The organism is Pseudomonas sp. Q1 (genome assembly GCF_009935975.1).
GTDB classification, from domain to species: Bacteria; Pseudomonadota; Gammaproteobacteria; order Pseudomonadales; family Pseudomonadaceae; genus Aquipseudomonas; species Aquipseudomonas palleroniana.
This window is the reverse complement of sequence record NZ_QODI01000010.1, coordinates 1-17,639: the sequence shown is the minus strand read 5'-3', so window position 1 is coordinate 17,639 and position 17,639 is coordinate 1. Positions and strand designations below refer to the sequence as shown.

The window sequence follows — 17,639 nt, the reverse complement described above, 5'->3', positions numbered from 1 at the left end:
CGCGCCTATGAAGTTTCCAGGAAGATTTACCAGCGGCTTGGTTCTGCTGTTCACAAGCTGCGGCGCTTTGGCGCAAAGCGAATTGGACGTGCGTGTCAAACCCTCCAACGACGCGTTGAAAGCCAACATCGAAGGCTATATCGGCGGGGTCGGCGATCGTGATGAAGAAGCGTTGCTGCGGTTCAGCCGTGGCGCCGAGGAGCAGGCGCGCAAAGCGGCGCAGGCTCTGGGTTTCTATCAGCCGCAGATCGCCAGTGATGTACAGGGCGGCAAAAACCCGCGCCTGATCCTCACCATCGACCCCGGCGAACCGGTGCATTTGCGCAACGTGACCATTCGGGTCGACGGCCAGGCGGCTAGCCTCAAGGCGTTTCGCGTGCCGGCCGGTGACGACCTCAAGCCCGGCGCCGTGCTCAACCACGGCCATTATGAAGACGCCAAGCGTCTGATCCAGAACCAGGCCTCACGCTACGGCTTTTTCAGCGGGCGTTTTACCAGCCAGAAGCTGTCGGTGGACCCCAAGGCGGGCGTGGCCGATATCGAACTCATTTATGACAGTGGCAAGCGCTACACCATGGGCAAGGTCAACTTCACCGGCGACACGCCGTTCGATGCCGACCTGCTGCAACGCATGGTGCCGTTCAAAAGCGGCACCCCCTACGATTCCGAATTGATCGCCGAACTCAATCAGAACCTGCAAGCGAGCGGGTTCTTCGAAGGCGTGCGCGTGGACGCCGCACCCGCTGCCGCCACCGACGATGTGATCCCGGTGGCGGTGCAGTTGGAAACCCGCAAGCCGCGCACCATGGGCCTGGGCCTGGGCTACTCGACCGACGTCGGCCCGCGCGGCAAGGCCAACTGGACCCGCCACTGGGTCAACCCCCAAGGCCATAGCTACGGCTGGGAAGCCGAATTATCGGCGCCGCGCCAGAACGTCGGGCTGTGGTACGACGTGCCGCTGGACCCGCCGCTGACCGACAAGCTGCGCTTTGCCGGCGGCTACCAGAACGAAGAACTCGCCGGCACCGACACCTTGAGTAAATTGCTCACGGTCGGTCCCGAATGGCACAGCAAGTTGCCCAGTGGCTGGACCCGGATCATCTCGCTCAAGTACCAGCGTGAAGAATATCGCCTGGGCAATGATTCCGGCTTGAGTAACCTGGTGATGCCGGGGATCAGTTATTCCTACCTGCGCAGCGACAACCGTATCGACCCGCACAACGGCTACCGCTTGATGTTCGACACCAAGGTCGCCAAGGAAGGGCTCGGTTCCGACACCAACCTGCTTTACGGCACGGCGACCATCAAGGGCCTGACCACGCTGTGGGACAACCATCGCTTCCTGGGCCGTGCACAGTTCGGCGGCAGTGCCACCAACGGCTACAAATCCGTGCCGCCCTCGCTGCGCTTCTTTGCCGGGGGTGACCAGAGCGTACGCGGCTACGAGTACCAGACCCTGTCGCCGGAGAACGACCGTGGTGACCGTATCGGCGGCCGCTACATGGTGGCCCTGAGCGCCGAGTATCAATACTCCATCGCCGAGAAATGGCGGATCGCGACCTTTATCGACCAGGGCAACTCGTTTAACACCCTGGACATGCCCAGCCTGAAAACCGGTGTCGGCGTGGGTATCCGCTGGGTCTCGCCGGTGGGGCCGATCCGCCTCGACCTGGCCCATGCCCTCGAAGATCCGGGCGGCATTCGACTGCACTTTTCCATGGGGCCTGAGCTGTGATGCGTGGTTTGAAAATAGCGGGGCTGGCCGTGGTGGCGCTCCTCGCTTTAGCGTTTGTGGGGTTATGGGCGCTGCTTGGCACCCAGGCGGGCAGCCGTTGGGCGTTGGGCCAGGTGCCGGGTTTGAGCGTCGAGAACTTCCAGGGGCATTTAGGTGGCCAATGGAGCGCCGATCACCTCCTTTGGCAGCAGGGCACCAGCCGCGTCGAGCTTGATGCGCCGAAATTCGATTGGTCACCGGCCTGCCTGTTGCGCATGACGGTGTGCATCAATCAGTTGGACGTGGAACAGGTCAACCTGCACTTTGCGCCCAGTACGGAAGACAGCAGCGGGCCGGTCCAATTGCCTGAGTTGAAATTGCCGGTTGCCATCCAGTTGGGCGAAGTTCGCGTCGGTAGGCTGTTATTCAATGGCAGCGAAGAGCTCAAGGGCCTGCAATTGGCCGCGCACTGGACGGCGGCGGGTCTGCAGATCGACTCGGTGCACCTGCAGCGCGATGGGCTGGTGCTGGACCTCAATGGCCTGTTGCAACCTGTGGGCGATTGGCCGCTGACCGCCACCGGCAACCTGAGCTTGCCCTATGCCCCGGGCGGCGCGCCGTGGAAGGTGGCCCTCAAGGTCGATGGCGACTTGCTCAAGACCCTCAAGCTCGACGCCGACAGCAGCGGCTACCTGCCGGCCAAGCTCAGCGGCGAACTGCAGCCCCTGGTGGAGAACCTTCCCGCGCAACTGCACCTCACCGCTGATGGCTTCAAAGCCAGCGCCGACCTGCCCGACACCCTGCAACTCAATCAACTGGACCTCACCGCCCAAGGTGATTTGCACAACGGTTACCAACTGCTGGGCAAAGCGCTGTTGCCGGCGGAAAAAGGGCCGGTGGACTTGCTGCTGCAAGGCAAGGTCGACGCCAAGGGCGCGCAGATCGCCGGGCTCGACCTGACTGCCGGCGACCAGCAAAGCCTCAAGCTCAACGCCAACCTGGACTGGCAACAAGGCTTCAGCGCCGACGCCAGGATCGACTGGCGGGATTTCCCCTGGCATCGCCTCTACCCACTGATCGACGAGCCGCAGGTGGTATTGCGTACCTTTAATGGTGAAGTTTCCTACAAAGACGGCAACTACCTCGGCAACCTCAAGGCCGACCTCGACGGCCCCGCCGGCAAATTCAATGTGGTCACGCCGTTCAGTGGCGACCTCAAGCAGGTCTTCCTGCCGGAGTTGAAACTGAGCGCCGGCCAAGGCAAGGCCGAGGGCCACCTGAACCTGCAATTTGCCGACGGCATCGCCTGGGACACAGCGTTGGACCTGTCGGCGTTGAACCCGGCGTATTGGGTCGCCGAATTGCCGGGCACCCTGGCCGGCCCACTGCGCAGCAAGGGTGAGTTCAAGAATGAACAGCTCAAGCTCAACGCCGACCTCGACCTCAAGGGCCGTCTGCGTGGGCAAACCGCCGTGCTGGCCGCCAAGGCCGAAGGGGCGGGCGAGCAATGGACCCTGGCCAACCTGGATATCCGCCTGGGCGACAATCGCATCAACGGCAGTGGCAGCTTGCAGCAGCGTCTGGCAGGGCAGATCGATATCAAGCTGGCGCGTCTGGCCCAGTTGTGGCCACAGCTGCGCGGGCAGATCAATGGCCGGGTGGATGTCGCCGGCAGCCTGAAGGCGCCGCAAGGCAAGCTTGATCTAAAAGGCCAGCAATTGGCATTCGCCGATAATCGCCTGCAGAGCCTGAGCCTCGACGCCACGCTCGACAGCGCCCAGCGCGCCAGGCTCGACCTCAAGGGCAGCGGCATTCAGGCCGGCGAAACCCAGGTCGGCACCCTGACTGCCAGCGCCCAGGGCGACATCAAGAGCCAGAAAGTCCAGTTGGACCTGGCCGGCCCGCCGGTCAAGCTGGCTCTGGCCCTGGACGGCAATCTCGACAAGGGCAACTGGCGCGGGCGCCTGGCCAGTGGCGAGGTACAAGCCGGTGGCCAGGACTGGAACCTGCAGGCCCCGGCGAAGATCGAGCGGCTGGCGGACGGCAAGCTGACCTTCGCTGCACATTGTTGGGTGTCCGGTGCGGCCAGCCTGTGTGGTGAGGATCAGCGTCTGATGCCCGAACCCAAATTGCGCTACCACCTCAAGCAGTTCCCCATCGACAGCCTGGCGGCCTTCTTGCCCAAAGACTTTGCCTGGCAGGGCAAGCTCAACGCCGACCTGCAGCTCGACCTGCCCGCCAGCGGCCCCAAGGGCGTGGTCGCGGTGGACGCCAGTGGCGGCACCTTGCGCGTCAAGGACAAGGCCCAGTGGCTGGACTTTCCCTACGAGACCCTGAAGCTGGAAAGCACCCTCAAACCTGACCGCATCGACACCCAACTCAACTTCCGCGGCGGCAGGCTCGGAGAGCTGCTGGTGCAGGCGCAGATCAATCCGTTGCCGAAGAACAAGCCGATGACCGGCAATTTCAGCCTGACCGGCCTGGACCTCGCCGTGGCGCGGCCCTTTGTGCCGATGGTGGAAAAACTCAACGGCAAGCTCAATGGCAGCGGCCGCATCTCCGGTGGCCTGCTCGCGCCGCAGGTCAACGGCAGCGTGAACCTGGTGGGCGGCGAGATTTCCGGGGCGCAATTGCCGGTGAGCCTGGAGGGCCTGAATGTACAGGCGCTGATCGCCGGCGAGAATGTGCAGCTCAATGGTGGCTGGCGCAGCGGCAAGGCCGGGCAGGGCAGCCTCAAGGGCCAGATCGGTTGGGGCCAGGCCCTGGCGGTCGACCTCAGCCTGCAAGGTTCGCAACTGCCGGTGACGGTGGAGCCTTACGCCGTGCTGGAAGTGGCGCCCGACCTGAAGATCAGCCTCAAGGGCGACAAGCTGGCCATTGCTGGCAAGGTGCACATCCCGCGCGGCGATATCACCGTGCGTGAACTGCCGCCGTCGACCGTCAAGGTCTCGGATGACACGATCATCGTCGGCAGCCAGACCGAGGAGGGCAAGCCGCCGATGGCGATGGCCATGGATATCGACGTGGTGGTGGGCGAAGACCAGCTCAACTTCGCAGGCTTCGGCCTGACCGCCAAGGTGCAGGGCCAGGTGCATATCGGCGACAACATGGACACCCGCGGCGAGCTGTGGCTCAACGACGGTCGCTACCGCGCTTACGGGCAAAAACTCGATGTGCGGCGTGCCCGGCTGTTGTTTGCCGGGCCGCTCGACCAGCCGTATCTGGACATCGAAGCCGTGCGCAAGACCGGCGACGTCACTGCCGGTATCCGTCTGAGCGGCAGCGCCGAACAGCCGACCACGCAGATCTTCTCGGAGCCGGCCATGAGCCAGGAGCAGGCACTGTCCTACCTGGTGCTGGGGCGTCCGCTGAGCACCACCGGCGAAGACAACAACATGCTCGCCCAAGCCGCATTGGGCCTGGGGCTGATGGGCAGTGCCGGGGTGACTTCGGACATCGCCAAGAACCTGGGCATCCAGGACTTCGAACTCGACACTCAGGGCAGCGGCAACACCACGGCGGTAGTGGCCAGCGGCAAGATCACCGAGAAACTCAGCCTGCGTTATGGGGTTGGGGTGTTCGAGCCGGCCAATACCATTGCGCTGCGCTATCTGCTCAGCAAGAAGGTGTATCTGGAAGTGGCCAGTGGCGTGGCCAGTTCGCTGGATATTTTCTACAAGCGGGATTTCTAGGTCCTACTCGCACAAAAAATAGTGCGGGGAGGCTTGATTGTGGGAGGGGGCTTGCTCCCGATAGCGGTATATCAGCCAGCTTGTCTGTGACTGACACACCGCTATCGGGAGCAAGCCCCCTCCCACATTAGCAAGCAAGCTAATAATTCCATTTGACATTCGCTGCCTAAGCAGTAACATCTTGTCATACATTCACTGCCTAGGCAGTAATAAGGTGACTTCCGATGGCCCACTTCACCCCTGACAGTTTCCGTAACTGCCACCTCGGCCTCCTGCTGGGCCGAGCCGCACTGCTCAAAGACCGCATCATCGACACCCATATGGAACCCCACGGTGTGACCGCCGCGCAGTTCAAGGTGTTGATCATCATTGCCCAATTCGACGTCGACACCCCGGCCGAGCTGTGCCGCAACCTGTCCCTGGACAGCGGCTCCATGACCCGGATGCTCGACCGTCTGGAACAGAAGGGCCTGCTCGCGCGCAAGCGTTCCGAGCACGACCGGCGCCAGGTGCAACTGGTGCTTACCGAGGACGGTCAGCGCCTGGCGGACATGTTGCCGTACATCGGCGCCCAGTCGATGAACGAACTGGCCGGAGCCCTGGAGCCTGGCGAGTTGCAAACCCTGGAACGCATCCTCAAGAAAATCCTGATAGCTGCGGGTGACGCCATCGTCATCCAGCGGGTAGGTGATCAATGAACACGCGCACACTCAGCCTGCTGCTGGTGGCGATGACCCTGGCCGGTTGCGCCAACTACAGCGGCCTCGACACTCAAGGCAAACGCCTCGACGCCAACACCCTGCAAACCGGCAAATCCCTCAGTGGCGTGACCCTGTCGACGGCCGCCTGGCCGACCGCCGATTGGTGGAAAAGCCTGGGCGACCCGCAACTCGACGGCCTGATTCGCGAGGCCCTGCAAAACAGCCCGGACATGCAAGTGGCCAGCGCCCGTGCGCACCAGGCCCAAGCGGCTGCCTTTGCCGCCGACGCCGCACGCATGCCGACCCTGGATGCCAGCGCCGGTATCAGCCGCTCGCGGTTGGCCAAGGACCAGGACCCGCGAGGGCAGGGCGATGCCTACGCCACGGTGCGTAACATCAGTGCCGGCTTCAACTACAACTTCGATCTCTGGGGTGGCCAGCGCGCCGCCTGGGAAGCCGCGTTGGGCCAGGCCCGTGCCGCCGAAGTCGACCAGCAGGCCGCGCGCCTGACCCTGGCCGCCAACGTGGCCAAGGCTTACAGCGACCTGGGCCAGGCGCATATCGTGCGTGACCTGGCCAATGACGACCTCAAGCGCACGCGCCAGATGCTCGACCTGAGCAAGCGCCGCCTGAGTTCGGGCATCGACAGTGAGTACCAGTTCCAACAGACCGAAAGCCTGGAAGCCAGCTCCGAATCGCAACTGATCGATGCGGAAAAACAACTGCAGAGCGCCAAGATCGCGCTTGCCGTATTGCTCGGCAAAGGGCCCGATCGTGGCAACGAACTGGCCCGCCCGAACGTATTGAAAGCCAGCGCCGTGGCCGTGCCGTCCGTGCTGCCGGCCGAGCTGCTGGGCCGTCGCCCGGACCTGATCGCCGCGCGCTGGCGTGTGGAGGCTGCGAGCAAAAATATCGACGCGAGCAAAACCCGCTTTTACCCCAACCTCAACCTGAGCGCGAGCGCCGGGGCCGAGTCGTTGCTGGGGGATGCGATGTTCGGCTCGGCCAGCCGGTTCTTCAGCATTGCGCCGACGATCTCGTTGCCGATCTTCGATGGCGGGCGCCTGCGTGCCGACCTGGATGCCCGCGACGCCGATTACGACCTGGCCGTTGCCCAGTACAACAAAACCCTGGTGCAAGCCTTGGGCGATATCGGCACCACCCTGTCCCAGCTACGCGACACCGGACGGCAGATCCAGGCCCAGCAACACGCTGCGGAGATTGCCAGGCAGTCCTTTGATACCGGTATGCAGCGCTACAGCTCCGGGATCGGTAGCTACCTGGACGTGCTCAGCATCGAGCAGCAATTGCTGCAGGCCCAGCGTCAGCTGGCGACCCTGAATGCGGCACAGATCGATTTGTCGATTCAATTGATGCAGGCCCTGGGTGGCGGGTTCAACGCCAATAACGTGGCCGCAACCACCCCAGCCACACGCACGGAATAATTGGAGGTATTTGTCATGGCCACTGCCGACAGCAACAACGCAAACGAACCCACCAACGACAGCAACCCGCGCAAACGCAAGGTGATGCTGCTGCTCCTGGCGCTGATCGTCATCCTCGGCGCCGTGGGCGTGTGGGGCTGGTATGAGTTCTACGGCCGCTTCAGCGAAAGTACCGACGACGCCTATGTGAACGGCAACGTGGTGGAAATCACTCCGTTGGTCACCGGCACTGTGGTCAGCATCGGTGCCGACGATGGCGACCTGGTCCACGAAGGCCAGGTGCTGGTCAACTTCGACCCGAATGACGCCGCCGTCGGCCTGCAAAGTGCCCAGGCCAACCTGGCGCGCACCGTGCGCCAGGTGCGCGGCTTGTACAGCAATGTCGATGGTATGAAAGCGCAGGTCAATGCGCAGAAAGCCGATGTGCAGACCGCCCAGGATAACTACAACCGCCGTAAGACCCTGGCCCAGGGCGGCGCGATCTCCCAGGAAGAACTGTCCCACGCCCGTGACAGCCTGACCGCCGCGAAGAACGCCCTGACCAACCTTGAGCAGCAACTCAAGACCAGCAACGCGCTGGTGGATGACACCGTGATCAGTTCGCACCCCGACGTACAAGCCGCCGCCGCGCAACTGCGCCAGGCCTACCTGACCAACGCCCGCAGCACCTTGATTGCGCCGGTCACCGGTTACGTGGCCAAGCGCACCGTGCAACTGGGCCAGCGCGTGCAGCCGGGCACCGCCCTGATGGCCGTGATCCCGCTCGACCAGCTGTGGATCGACGCCAACTTCAAGGAAACCCAGCTGCGCAACATGCGCATCGGCCAGCCGGTGGACATCGAAGCGGACATCTACGGCAGCGACGTGAAATTCAGCGGCACCGTCGACAGCCTCGGCGCCGGCACCGGCAGCGCATTTGCCCTGCTACCGGCGCAGAACGCCACTGGTAACTGGATCAAGATCGTCCAGCGGGTACCGGTGCGCATCCACATCAACGCCGACGAGTTGGCCAAGAACCCGCTGCGGGTCGGCTTGAGCACCCTGGTCAATGTGGACCTGCACGACCAGAGCGGCCCGGTGCTGGCGCAACAGGCGCCGCAAAAGGCCTCGTTCACCACCAATGTGTATGACCGCCAACTGGCCGAAGCCGACGCCATGATCACCCAGTTGATCCATGACAACAGCATCGCCGCACCCAAGGCTGTGCAACGCTGATGAGCAATAACGCCTCCTTCACGCCACCCAGCCTGGTGATGGCCACTATTGGCCTGTCGCTGGCGACCTTTATGCAGGTGCTCGACACCACCATCGCCAACGTGGCGTTGCCGACCATTTCCGGCAACCTCGGCGTGAGTTCGGAGCAGGGCACCTGGGTCATTACCTCGTTTGCGGTGAGCAACGCGATTGCCTTGCCGCTCACCGGCTGGTTGAGCCGGCGCTTCGGTGAGGTGAAGCTGTTTTTATGGGCGACCATCCTGTTTGTGCTGGCCTCGTTCATGTGTGGTGTATCCACTTCGATGCCCGAGCTGATCGGTTTTCGCGTGCTGCAAGGCTTGGTGGCGGGGCCGCTGTACCCGATGACCCAGACGTTGCTGATCGCGGTGTATCCGCCGGCGAGACGGGGGATGGCCCTGGCGTTGCTGGCGATGGTCACGGTGGTGGCGCCGATCGCCGGGCCTATCCTCGGCGGCTGGATCACCGACAGCTACAGCTGGCCGTGGATCTTCTTTATCAACGTGCCCATCGGCATCTTTGCGGTAATGGTGGTACGTGCGCAGCTGAAGAAACGCCCGGTGGTCACCAGCTATCAGCCGATGGACTATGTCGGGCTGTTGAGCCTGATCGTCGGTGTGGGCGCCTTGCAGATCATCCTCGACAAGGGCAACGACCTGGATTGGTTCGAATCCAACTTCATCATCATGGGCGCCGTGATCTCGGCGATTGCCCTGGCGGTGTTCGTGATCTGGGAAATGACCGACAAGCACCCGGTGGTCAACCTGCGGCTGTTCGCCTACCGCAACTTCCGTATCGGCACCATCGTGTTGATCCTGGGCTATGCGGGTTTCTTCGGCATCAACCTGATCCTGCCGCAATGGTTGCAGACCCAGATGGGCTACACCGCCACCTGGGCCGGCCTGGCGGTGGCGCCAATCGGGATTTTGCCGGTGCTGATGTCGCCCTTCGTGGGCAAGTACGCGCACAAGTTCGACCTGCGCCTGCTGGCGGGCCTGGCGTTCCTGGCGATCGGCTTGAGTTGCTTCATGCGCGCCGGTTTCACCAATGAAGTGGACTTCCAGCACGTTGCCCTGGTGCAGTTGTTCATGGGTATCGGCGTGGCGCTGTTCTTTATGCCGACCTTGAGCATCCTGATGTCCGACCTGCCGCCGCACCAGATTGCCGACGGCGCCGGGCTGGCGACGTTCCTGCGTACCCTGGGCGGTAGCTTCGCCGCATCGCTGACCACCTGGATCTGGATTCGCCGGGCGGACCAGCACCATGCGTATATGAGCGAGAACATGACCACCTATGACTCGGCCACCCGTGACGCCCTGAATGCATTGGGCGGGGCAGGGCAGAAGGCTTACACCCAGCTGGACCAGATCCTCACCAGCCAGGCGTACATGATGTCCACCGTGGATTACTTCACGTTGCTGGGCTGGATGTTCATGGCGTTGATGCTGCTGGTGTGGCTGGCCAAGCCGCCGTTCACCGCCAAAGCGGGGCCTGCGGCTTCCGGCCACTGATCCCGGGGTACACGCGGTCAAAAATGTGGGAGGGGGCTTGCTCCCGATAGCGGTGGTTCAGCCAAGTAATTCTTGGCTGACACACTGCTATCGGGAGCAAGCCCCCTCCCACATTTGAATCTTTGTTCACATTGGAGCAGCGATGTCTGGGGTTCAGGCGCCAGGCAGCGCCAACTGCGGATTGATGAAATCAAACGCCGCCAGCTGAAAGCCTTGCTCATCCACCTGCAATGCCCACCCTTGCTTATCCCAATCCCCCAGCACAATGCGCTTGGCCGCCTGGTCGCCGATCTGCAGTTTATGAATGGCGGGGCGGTGGGTATGGCCGTGGACCAGGGTGCGTACGCCGAACTGCTGCATGATGCGCGGCACTTCTTCGGGGGTGACATCGACAATGTCGTTGGCCTTCATGCGCGTCTGCGCACGGCTTTCGCTGCGCAGCTTGCGCGCCAGCTTGTGCCGGGTGCCCAGGGGCAGGTGGCGCAGGATAAACAGCACAATCGGGTTACGCAGGATGCGCCGCAGCTTCATATAGCCGACGTCGCGGGTGCAGAGGCTGTCGCCGTGCATCAAGAGCACCGGCTCGCCGTAGAACTGCACGACACTCGGGTCCTTGAGCAGGGTGGCGCCTGCCGCTTTGCAGAACCGCTTGCCGATCAGGAAGTCGCGATTGCCGTGCATGAGGAAAATCGGGGTGCCGCTGTCGCTCAGCTCGCGCAGAGCCTCGCAGATGGAGCGCTGGAAGGGGGTCATGCCGTCGTCGCCAATCCAGGCTTCAAAGAAGTCCCCCAGAATGTACAACGCCTGGGCGCCACGGGCGCGGCCTTGGAGCAGATCCAGAAACGCCCGGGTAATGTCCGGGCGTTCCTCTTCCAGATGCAAATCTGAAATCAGTAATATCACCCAACGATCTCGGCTTTCTCGACGATCACGTCTTCTACCGGTACGTCCTGGTGACCGGCTTTACCGGTGGTCTGCACGCTTTTGATCTTGTCGACAACGTCGGTGCCTTCGGTGACTTTACCGAATACCGCGTAACCCCAACCCTGCACGTTCTTGCCGCTGTGGTTCAGGAAAGCGTTGTCGGCCACGTTGATGAAAAACTGCGCGGAGGCCGAATGCGGCTCCATGGTACGGGCCATGGCGACGGTGTACTTGTCGTTGGAAAGGCCGTTGTCCGCTTCGTTCTGGATGCTTGGGCGCTTGTCTTTCTTTTCTTTCATGCCGGGTTCGAAACCACCGCCCTGGATCATGAAGTTACCGATCACACGGTGGAAAACCGTATTTTCGTAGTGACCGGCCTTAACGTATTCGATGAAGTTGGCGACGGTGATCGGCGCTTTCTCGGCGTTCAGCTCGATGACGATGTCACCGTGGTTGGTGGTCAGTTTGACTTGGGTCATGGTCGTGTCTCTTTCAAGGAATTCGTGGGTTGGACGCCTGGGCGCCGTGACCGGTTTGGCTCAATGGCAGCCAAGGCGCGCAGTTTAGCGTGCCTGGCAGGAATTTCGAGGTAGTTTTTTACCGCGTCCGTCATTAAAACAGCAATTAAAGCTGCAGTTTTCGGTCGTACCCTGTCAGCGGCTTGACAGCATCAGCTATGATAACCGCTTTGTTTTATCTGGCCCCCACCGGCCACGTACCTGTCTGTTCAAGGATCCTATGAGCAAGCCCACTGTCGACCCTACCTCGAATTCCAAGGCCGGACCTGCCGTCCCGGTCAATTTCCTGCGCCCGATCATCCAGGCGGACCTGGATTCGGGCAAGCACACGCAGATCGTCACCCGCTTCCCGCCAGAGCCCAACGGCTACCTGCACATCGGTCACGCCAAGTCGATCTGTGTGAACTTCGGCCTGGCCCAGGAGTTCGGTGGCGTCACGCACCTGCGTTTCGACGACACCAACCCGGCCAAGGAAGACCAGGAATACATCGACGCCATCGAAAGTGACGTGAAGTGGCTGGGTTTCGAATGGTCCGGTGAAGTGCGCTATGCCTCGCAATACTTCGACCAGTTGCACGACTGGGCCGTCGAGCTGATCAAGGCCGGCAAGGCCTACGTCGATGACCTGACCCCGGAGCAGGCCAAGGAGTACCGTGGCAGCCTGACCGAACCTGGCAAGAACAGCCCGTTCCGCGACCGTTCGGTGGAAGAGAACCTGGACTGGTTCGCCCGCATGCGCGCCGGTGAGTTCCCCGACGGTGCCCGTGTGCTGCGCGCCAAGATCGACATGGCCTCGCCGAACATGAACCTGCGCGACCCGATCATGTATCGCATCCGCCATGCCCACCACCACCAGACCGGTGACAAGTGGTGCATCTACCCGAACTACGACTTCACCCACGGTCAGTCGGACGCCATCGAAGGCATCACCCACTCCATCTGCACCCTGGAGTTCGAAAGCCATCGCCCGCTGTACGAATGGTTCCTGAGCCACCTGCCGGTGCCGGCACAGCCGCGGCAGTACGAGTTCAGCCGCCTGAACCTGAACTACACCATCACCAGCAAGCGCAAGCTCAAGCAACTGGTTGATGAAAAGCACGTGCACGGCTGGGACGACCCGCGCATGTCCACGCTGTCGGGTTTCCGTCGCCGTGGCTACACGCCAGCTTCGATCCGCAACTTCTGCGATATGGTCGGCACCAACCGTTCCGACGGCGTGGTCGACTTCGGCATGCTCGAATTCAGCATCCGCCAGGACCTGGACGCCAACGCCCCGCGCGCCATGTGCGTGCTGCGCCCGTTGAAAGTCGTGATCACCAACTACCCGGAAGATAAGGTCGAGAACCTCGAGCTGCCGCGTCATCCGCAGAAAGAAGAACTCGGCGTGCGCAAGCTGCCGTTCGCCCGTGAAATCTACATCGACCGCGATGACTTCATGGAAGAGCCGCCAAAGGGCTACAAGCGCCTGGAGCCGAACGGCGAAGTGCGCCTGCGTGGCAGCTATGTGATCCGTGCCGACGAAGCGATCAAGGACGCCGAGGGCAACATCGTCGAGCTGCGCTGCTCGTACGACCCGGACACCCTGGGCAAGAACCCTGAAGGCCGCAAGGTCAAGGGCGTGATCCACTGGGTGCCGGCCGCAGCCAGCATCGAGTGCGAAGTGCGCCTGTACGATCGTCTGTTCCGATCGCCGAACCCTGAAAAGGCCGAAGACAGCGCGAGCTTCCTCGACAACATCAACCCTGACTCCCTGCAAGTACTCACTGGTTGTCGTGCCGAACCCTCGTTGGGCGAAGCACGGCCGGAAGACCGTTTCCAGTTCGAGCGCGAAGGCTACTTCTGTGCGGATATCAAGGACTCGAAACCAGGCGCTCCGGTCTTCAACCGTACCGTGACCTTGCGTGATTCGTGGGGCCAGTGATCAAGTCTTAAGGAAGCCGATGTGCTAACGATCTACAACACACTCAGCAAGACCAAAGAAGTCTTCAAGCCGCTGGATGGCAACAAGGTGCGCATGTACGTGTGCGGCATGACCGTGTACGACTACTGCCACATTGGCCATGGCCGCAGCATGGTTGCCTTCGACCTGGTCACCCGCTGGCTGCGTTTCAGCGGTTATGACCTGACCTATGTGCGCAACATCACCGACATCGACGACAAGATCATCAACCGTGCCAACGAAAACGGCGAGTCGTTCGACGCGCTGACCGAGCGCATGATTGCCGCCATGCATGAGGATGAGGCACGCCTCAACATCCTCAAGCCGGACATGGAACCGCGTGCCACGGACCACATCCCTGGCATGCACGCGATGATCCAGACCCTGATCGACAAGGGCTACGCCTACGCCCCGGGCAATGGTGACGTGTACTATCGCGTCGCCAAGTTCATGGGCTACGGCAAGCTGTCGCGCAAAAAGATCGAAGACCTGCGCATCGGCGCCCGCATCGAAGTCGACGAAGCCAAGCAAGATCCGCTCGACTTCGTGCTGTGGAAAGCCACCAAGCCGGGCGAGCCTAGCTGGGAATCGCCATGGGGCGCCGGGCGTCCGGGCTGGCACATCGAATGCTCGGTGATGTCCACCTGGTGCCTGGGCGAGACCTTCGACATTCATGGCGGCGGCAGCGACCTCGAGTTCCCGCACCACGAAAACGAAATCGCCCAGAGCGAAGCCGCCACCGGCAAGACCTACGCCAATGCCTGGATGCACTGCGGCATGATCCGCATCAATGGCGAGAAGATGTCCAAGTCCTTGAACAACTTCTTCACCATCCGCGACGTGCTCGAGAAGTATCACCCGGAAGTGGTGCGGTACCTGCTGGTGTCGAGCCACTACCGCAGTGCGATCAACTACTCGGAAGACAACCTCAAGGACGCCAAGGGCGCCCTGGAACGTTTCTACCATGCGTTGAAGGGCTTGCCGGCAGTCGCTCCAGCGGGCGGCGAAGCCTTCGTGGCCCGCTTCACCGAAGTTATGAACGACGACTTCGGCACCCCGGAAGCCTGCGCGGTGCTGTTCGAGATGGTGCGCGAGATCAACCGTCTGCGCGAGAGCGATCTCGACGCAGCGGCGGGCCTGGCGGCGCGCTTGAAAGAGCTGGCGAGTGTGCTCGGGGTTCTGCAAATGAAGCCTGAGGAGTTCCTGCAAGCCGGCGCTGAAGGGCGTGTGGACGCCGCTGAAGTGGATGCGCTGATCCAGGCGCGTCTGACCGCGCGTACCAACAAGGACTGGGCGGAATCCGACCGTATCCGTGACCAACTGACCGCGATGGGTGTGGTATTGGAAGACGGGAAGGGTGGGACGACGTGGCGGTTGGCTGACTGACCATTGTTTGCTGCACGCTGAATGAAAAACGCCCCGACTGGTTCGGGGCGTTTTTTTGCACACCGTTTCAACGGCCCACTCGATCCACTGTGGGAGCGGGCTTGCTCGCGAATGCATTCTTCCAGTCACAATCGCAGTGGCTGACACGCCGTATTCGCGAGCAAGCCCGCTCCCACATTTTTACCGTGCCCACTTTGCGAATTCTTCGATTTCAGATTTAGCTGTGAACGGGCTCCACCGGAGATTAGGCCGCCATCTTCCGAGCGCCCCCCTAAAACGCTATCGGAAATTTCCTTGTGTTGATGCCGTTGGCATTTATCTTTCCGAACGGTGTGACAAAGGTATTGGATAGGGTGCTTGCGTAGTCATCTCGTAAGCGAGCCCTGCTGCGCTGTTCTGGATGACCTGGTGGCATTTGCCATTTTTGAAATGTAGGGCCACGCCATCGTCGAGCGCGTAGGCAGGCTGAATATGCTCGTGCTGAACCAGCTCGACAAACGAGGCTTCCCTTCCAGCCTCTGAACTGAAATGCGGGCACAATGCGCCCGGCAACAAGCCCATACCGTCAACCAGCGCAAACCTTCCGCCTGAATCCGAGTGCCCATAGTCAAACCAGCAAATCGCACCGGCGCTGACGCCACTGAGGATTTTGCCGTTTTCCCAGGCGTTTTTCAGTAAGGCCGTGACACCAAATTCGCGCCAGACCGCCAGCATGGCACGTGTATTACCACCCGCCACGTAAATGATGTCGGCCTGTTCAAACAAAGATGAAACATGGCCCGCATCGGGAAACGGCGGAATGAATACCGTCAAGCTGCTAACGGAGCAGCCAGCGCTCTCATATTTAGCGGTGAAGTCGCAGATCTTGACTCGGTCATCGCCGTTGGCTGTCGAGATATAGAGAATATTAGGGTGCGTTTTGCCTGATGATGCGACGATGTGTTCGTCAATGCGTGTCATGCGGGTCATGTCTTCTGCGGACTCGCCGCCAATGACAATAATGTGTTGAGTCACCCTGACCTCCAGTTCCTATTGCACGGCGCGAGAGTCTGTCGTCACTTGATACCGACTCTGCACAAACCCATTGTCCGACACATGCGTGCTGACGTGATGAAGCTCATGCTCACGGCCAACCTGGCTGAACAGCGCAATGCCTTGCCCCAGCAAAACCGGGATACGCGTGATGATCAGCTCGTCGATCAGGCCCGCTTCCAGAAATGCCTGGATCGTCTGGCCTCCATCGATATACAAATGCTTCATGCCGCGTTCGGCTAGCTGGGCCACCACCGCAGGCGGGTCGGCGGCCATGACTTCGACCTTGCCTTCCAGATGGGCAGGCAGCGCCAGCGGACGGTGCGAAAGGGCTATGACCGGCGTGCCTTCATAAAGCCACTCGGCGAAGGACGCCACTTTCTCCAGGGTTTTGCGGCCCATCACCAGTGCATCAACGGTGGCGATATAGCTTTCAAACGTCATGCCGTTCAAGACAGCACGTTCATACTCCGGCCGAAGAAGCCACTCGATATCGCCATCGGGTCGTGCGATAAACCCGTCGATGCTGGCTGCGATAAAGACAGAGCATTTGATATCCATGGGGCCGCTTTCCTTTTGTGTCATTGACCTTGAGCGCAAGTGCTAATGGTCAGTTAATCCTGATGTGTAACAAGCGAGCGTAGCCAAAAATCATCTGGGTGTCTGGCGGGTGCCAATGCCCCTTTCTGTATTGCGAGGATGTATGCGACGTTGGTTGGGCCGTTACCGTTACGCAATCATTTTCTGGCTGTGCTTCGGGATTTTCCGTACATCCCTGGCCGATTGGAACCCCATTCCGTCAGGCTCCATGCGCCCCACGTTGCTGGAGGGGGATGTGGTGCTGGTCAATCGCGTGGCGTATGACCTCAAGGTGCCGCTGACGGATATTTCCCTGGCCAAGCTTGATAACCCCCAGCGTGGCGATGTGGTCACGTTTTCGTCGCCCAAGGATGGCATGCGCCTGATCAAGCGCATCGTCGGTATACCCGGTGACACCCTGGAAATGAAAGATGAGGTGTTGTGGGTCAACGGCGTGCCTGCCACCTACAGTGATGCGCAGGACATCAGCGAGCCCATCATTGCCGGCCATACGGTGCCGGGGATCAAGCTGAACGAGCTGGCGGCCAACCGTCAGCGCACTGTCCAGTTCATGCCGACCGTGCGGGCGTTGCGCAATTTCGGCCCGGTGGTGGTGCCTGCCGACAGCTATTTCATGCTCGGCGACAACCGCGATAACAGCGATGACTCCCGGTATATCGGCTTTGTGCCACGCCGGCTGCTGATCGGGCGAGCGCATCATATCGTGGCCTCAGCCGAGATCCTGGATCACTGGATGCCACGCGTTAGCCGGTTTGGCGCAGCGATTTTGTAATCGGATTCACGCGAGTCCAAATGTGGGAGGGGGCCTGCCCTAATGTCAGTTAACAGAACCTGCCGCGACCAGACTCTGTAGTGAGCGGGCTTGCACCCGCGCTGGGTGGCGCAGCCGCCCCAACAAGGACGCCGTGGTGTTTCAGGAAGATCGCGGTGACTGGATTTGGGGC

At 61.4% G+C, this 17,639-nt stretch carries 13 protein-coding genes; 9 read left to right on the top strand and 4 right to left on the bottom strand.

Annotated features, from left to right (window positions below; genetic code table 11):
* The first annotated feature begins 7 nt into the window (after nt 1-7).
* From DK870_RS16780 to DK870_RS16755, 6 genes are all read left to right on the top strand, one after another.
* Nucleotides 8-1,735, top strand: a complete 1,728-nt coding sequence (locus tag DK870_RS16780) for an autotransporter assembly complex family protein (protein ID WP_161549178.1) — start codon at nt 8-10, stop codon at nt 1,733-1,735.
* Complete coding sequence (locus tag DK870_RS16775) at nt 1,735-5,406, top strand: translocation/assembly module TamB domain-containing protein (protein ID WP_161549177.1); 3,672 nt, start codon at nt 1,735-1,737, stop codon at nt 5,404-5,406. The genes DK870_RS16780 and DK870_RS16775 overlap by 1 nt, the downstream gene beginning before the upstream one ends.
* 224 nt (nt 5,407-5,630) lie before the next feature.
* A complete protein-coding gene (locus DK870_RS16770) occupies nt 5,631-6,104 on the top strand; it encodes a MarR family winged helix-turn-helix transcriptional regulator (RefSeq protein WP_060756715.1) in 474 nt (157 codons plus the stop codon).
* Entirely contained in the window at nt 6,101-7,552 is a 1,452-nt protein-coding gene (locus DK870_RS16765; protein WP_161549176.1) for an efflux transporter outer membrane subunit, read from the top strand. Before DK870_RS16770 ends, DK870_RS16765 begins: the two co-directional genes overlap by 4 nt.
* 15 nt (nt 7,553-7,567) lie before the next feature.
* Nucleotides 7,568-8,767 carry an efflux RND transporter periplasmic adaptor subunit gene (locus DK870_RS16760; RefSeq protein ID WP_060756713.1) on the top strand — a complete coding sequence of 400 codons (1,200 nt, stop codon included), beginning with the start codon at nt 7,568-7,570 and terminating at the stop codon, nt 8,765-8,767.
* Nucleotides 8,767-10,296 (top strand): DHA2 family efflux MFS transporter permease subunit, encoded by a 1,530-nt coding sequence (locus DK870_RS16755; RefSeq protein ID WP_104994171.1) that lies wholly within the window; start codon nt 8,767-8,769, stop codon nt 10,294-10,296. Before DK870_RS16760 ends, DK870_RS16755 begins: the two co-directional genes overlap by 1 nt.
* Nucleotides 10,297-10,449: 153 nt before the next feature.
* Here DK870_RS16755 and lpxH read toward each other — a convergent pair whose 3' ends face one another.
* Complete coding sequence (lpxH, locus tag DK870_RS16750) at nt 10,450-11,199, bottom strand: UDP-2,3-diacylglucosamine diphosphatase (protein WP_161549175.1); 750 nt, start codon at nt 11,197-11,199, stop codon at nt 10,450-10,452.
* Complete coding sequence (locus tag DK870_RS16745; protein WP_090370172.1) at nt 11,196-11,699, bottom strand: peptidylprolyl isomerase; 504 nt, start codon at nt 11,697-11,699, stop codon at nt 11,196-11,198. Before DK870_RS16745 ends, lpxH begins: the two co-directional genes overlap by 4 nt.
* Nucleotides 11,700-11,958: 259 nt before the next feature.
* Here DK870_RS16745 and DK870_RS16740 point away from each other — a divergent pair, with 259 nt between their 5' ends.
* Together DK870_RS16740 and cysS are read left to right on the top strand one after the other, a co-directional pair.
* Nucleotides 11,959-13,659: a glutamine--tRNA ligase/YqeY domain fusion protein gene (locus DK870_RS16740; RefSeq protein ID WP_161549174.1), complete on the top strand. Its 1,701-nt coding sequence runs from the start codon at nt 11,959-11,961 to the stop codon at nt 13,657-13,659.
* A 21-nt stretch (nt 13,660-13,680) separates the two neighbouring features.
* Nucleotides 13,681-15,063: a cysteine--tRNA ligase gene (gene cysS / locus DK870_RS16735; RefSeq protein WP_161549173.1), complete on the top strand. Its 1,383-nt coding sequence runs from the start codon at nt 13,681-13,683 to the stop codon at nt 15,061-15,063.
* Between the two features lie 315 nt (nt 15,064-15,378).
* On the opposite strand, the gene DK870_RS16730 is transcribed toward cysS, so the two are convergent.
* Nucleotides 15,379-16,077: a peptidase E gene (locus DK870_RS16730; protein WP_161549172.1), complete on the bottom strand. Its 699-nt coding sequence runs from the start codon at nt 16,075-16,077 to the stop codon at nt 15,379-15,381.
* A 15-nt stretch (nt 16,078-16,092) separates the two neighbouring features.
* Entirely contained in the window at nt 16,093-16,656 is a 564-nt protein-coding gene (locus DK870_RS16725; protein ID WP_161549171.1) for a dihydrofolate reductase family protein, read from the bottom strand.
* Between the two features lie 142 nt (nt 16,657-16,798).
* Between DK870_RS16725 and lepB the strand changes: the two genes are divergently transcribed.
* Nucleotides 16,799-17,467, top strand: a complete 669-nt coding sequence (gene lepB / locus DK870_RS16720; protein ID WP_161549170.1) for a signal peptidase I — start codon at nt 16,799-16,801, stop codon at nt 17,465-17,467.
* Nucleotides 17,468-17,639: the final 172 nt, after the last annotated feature.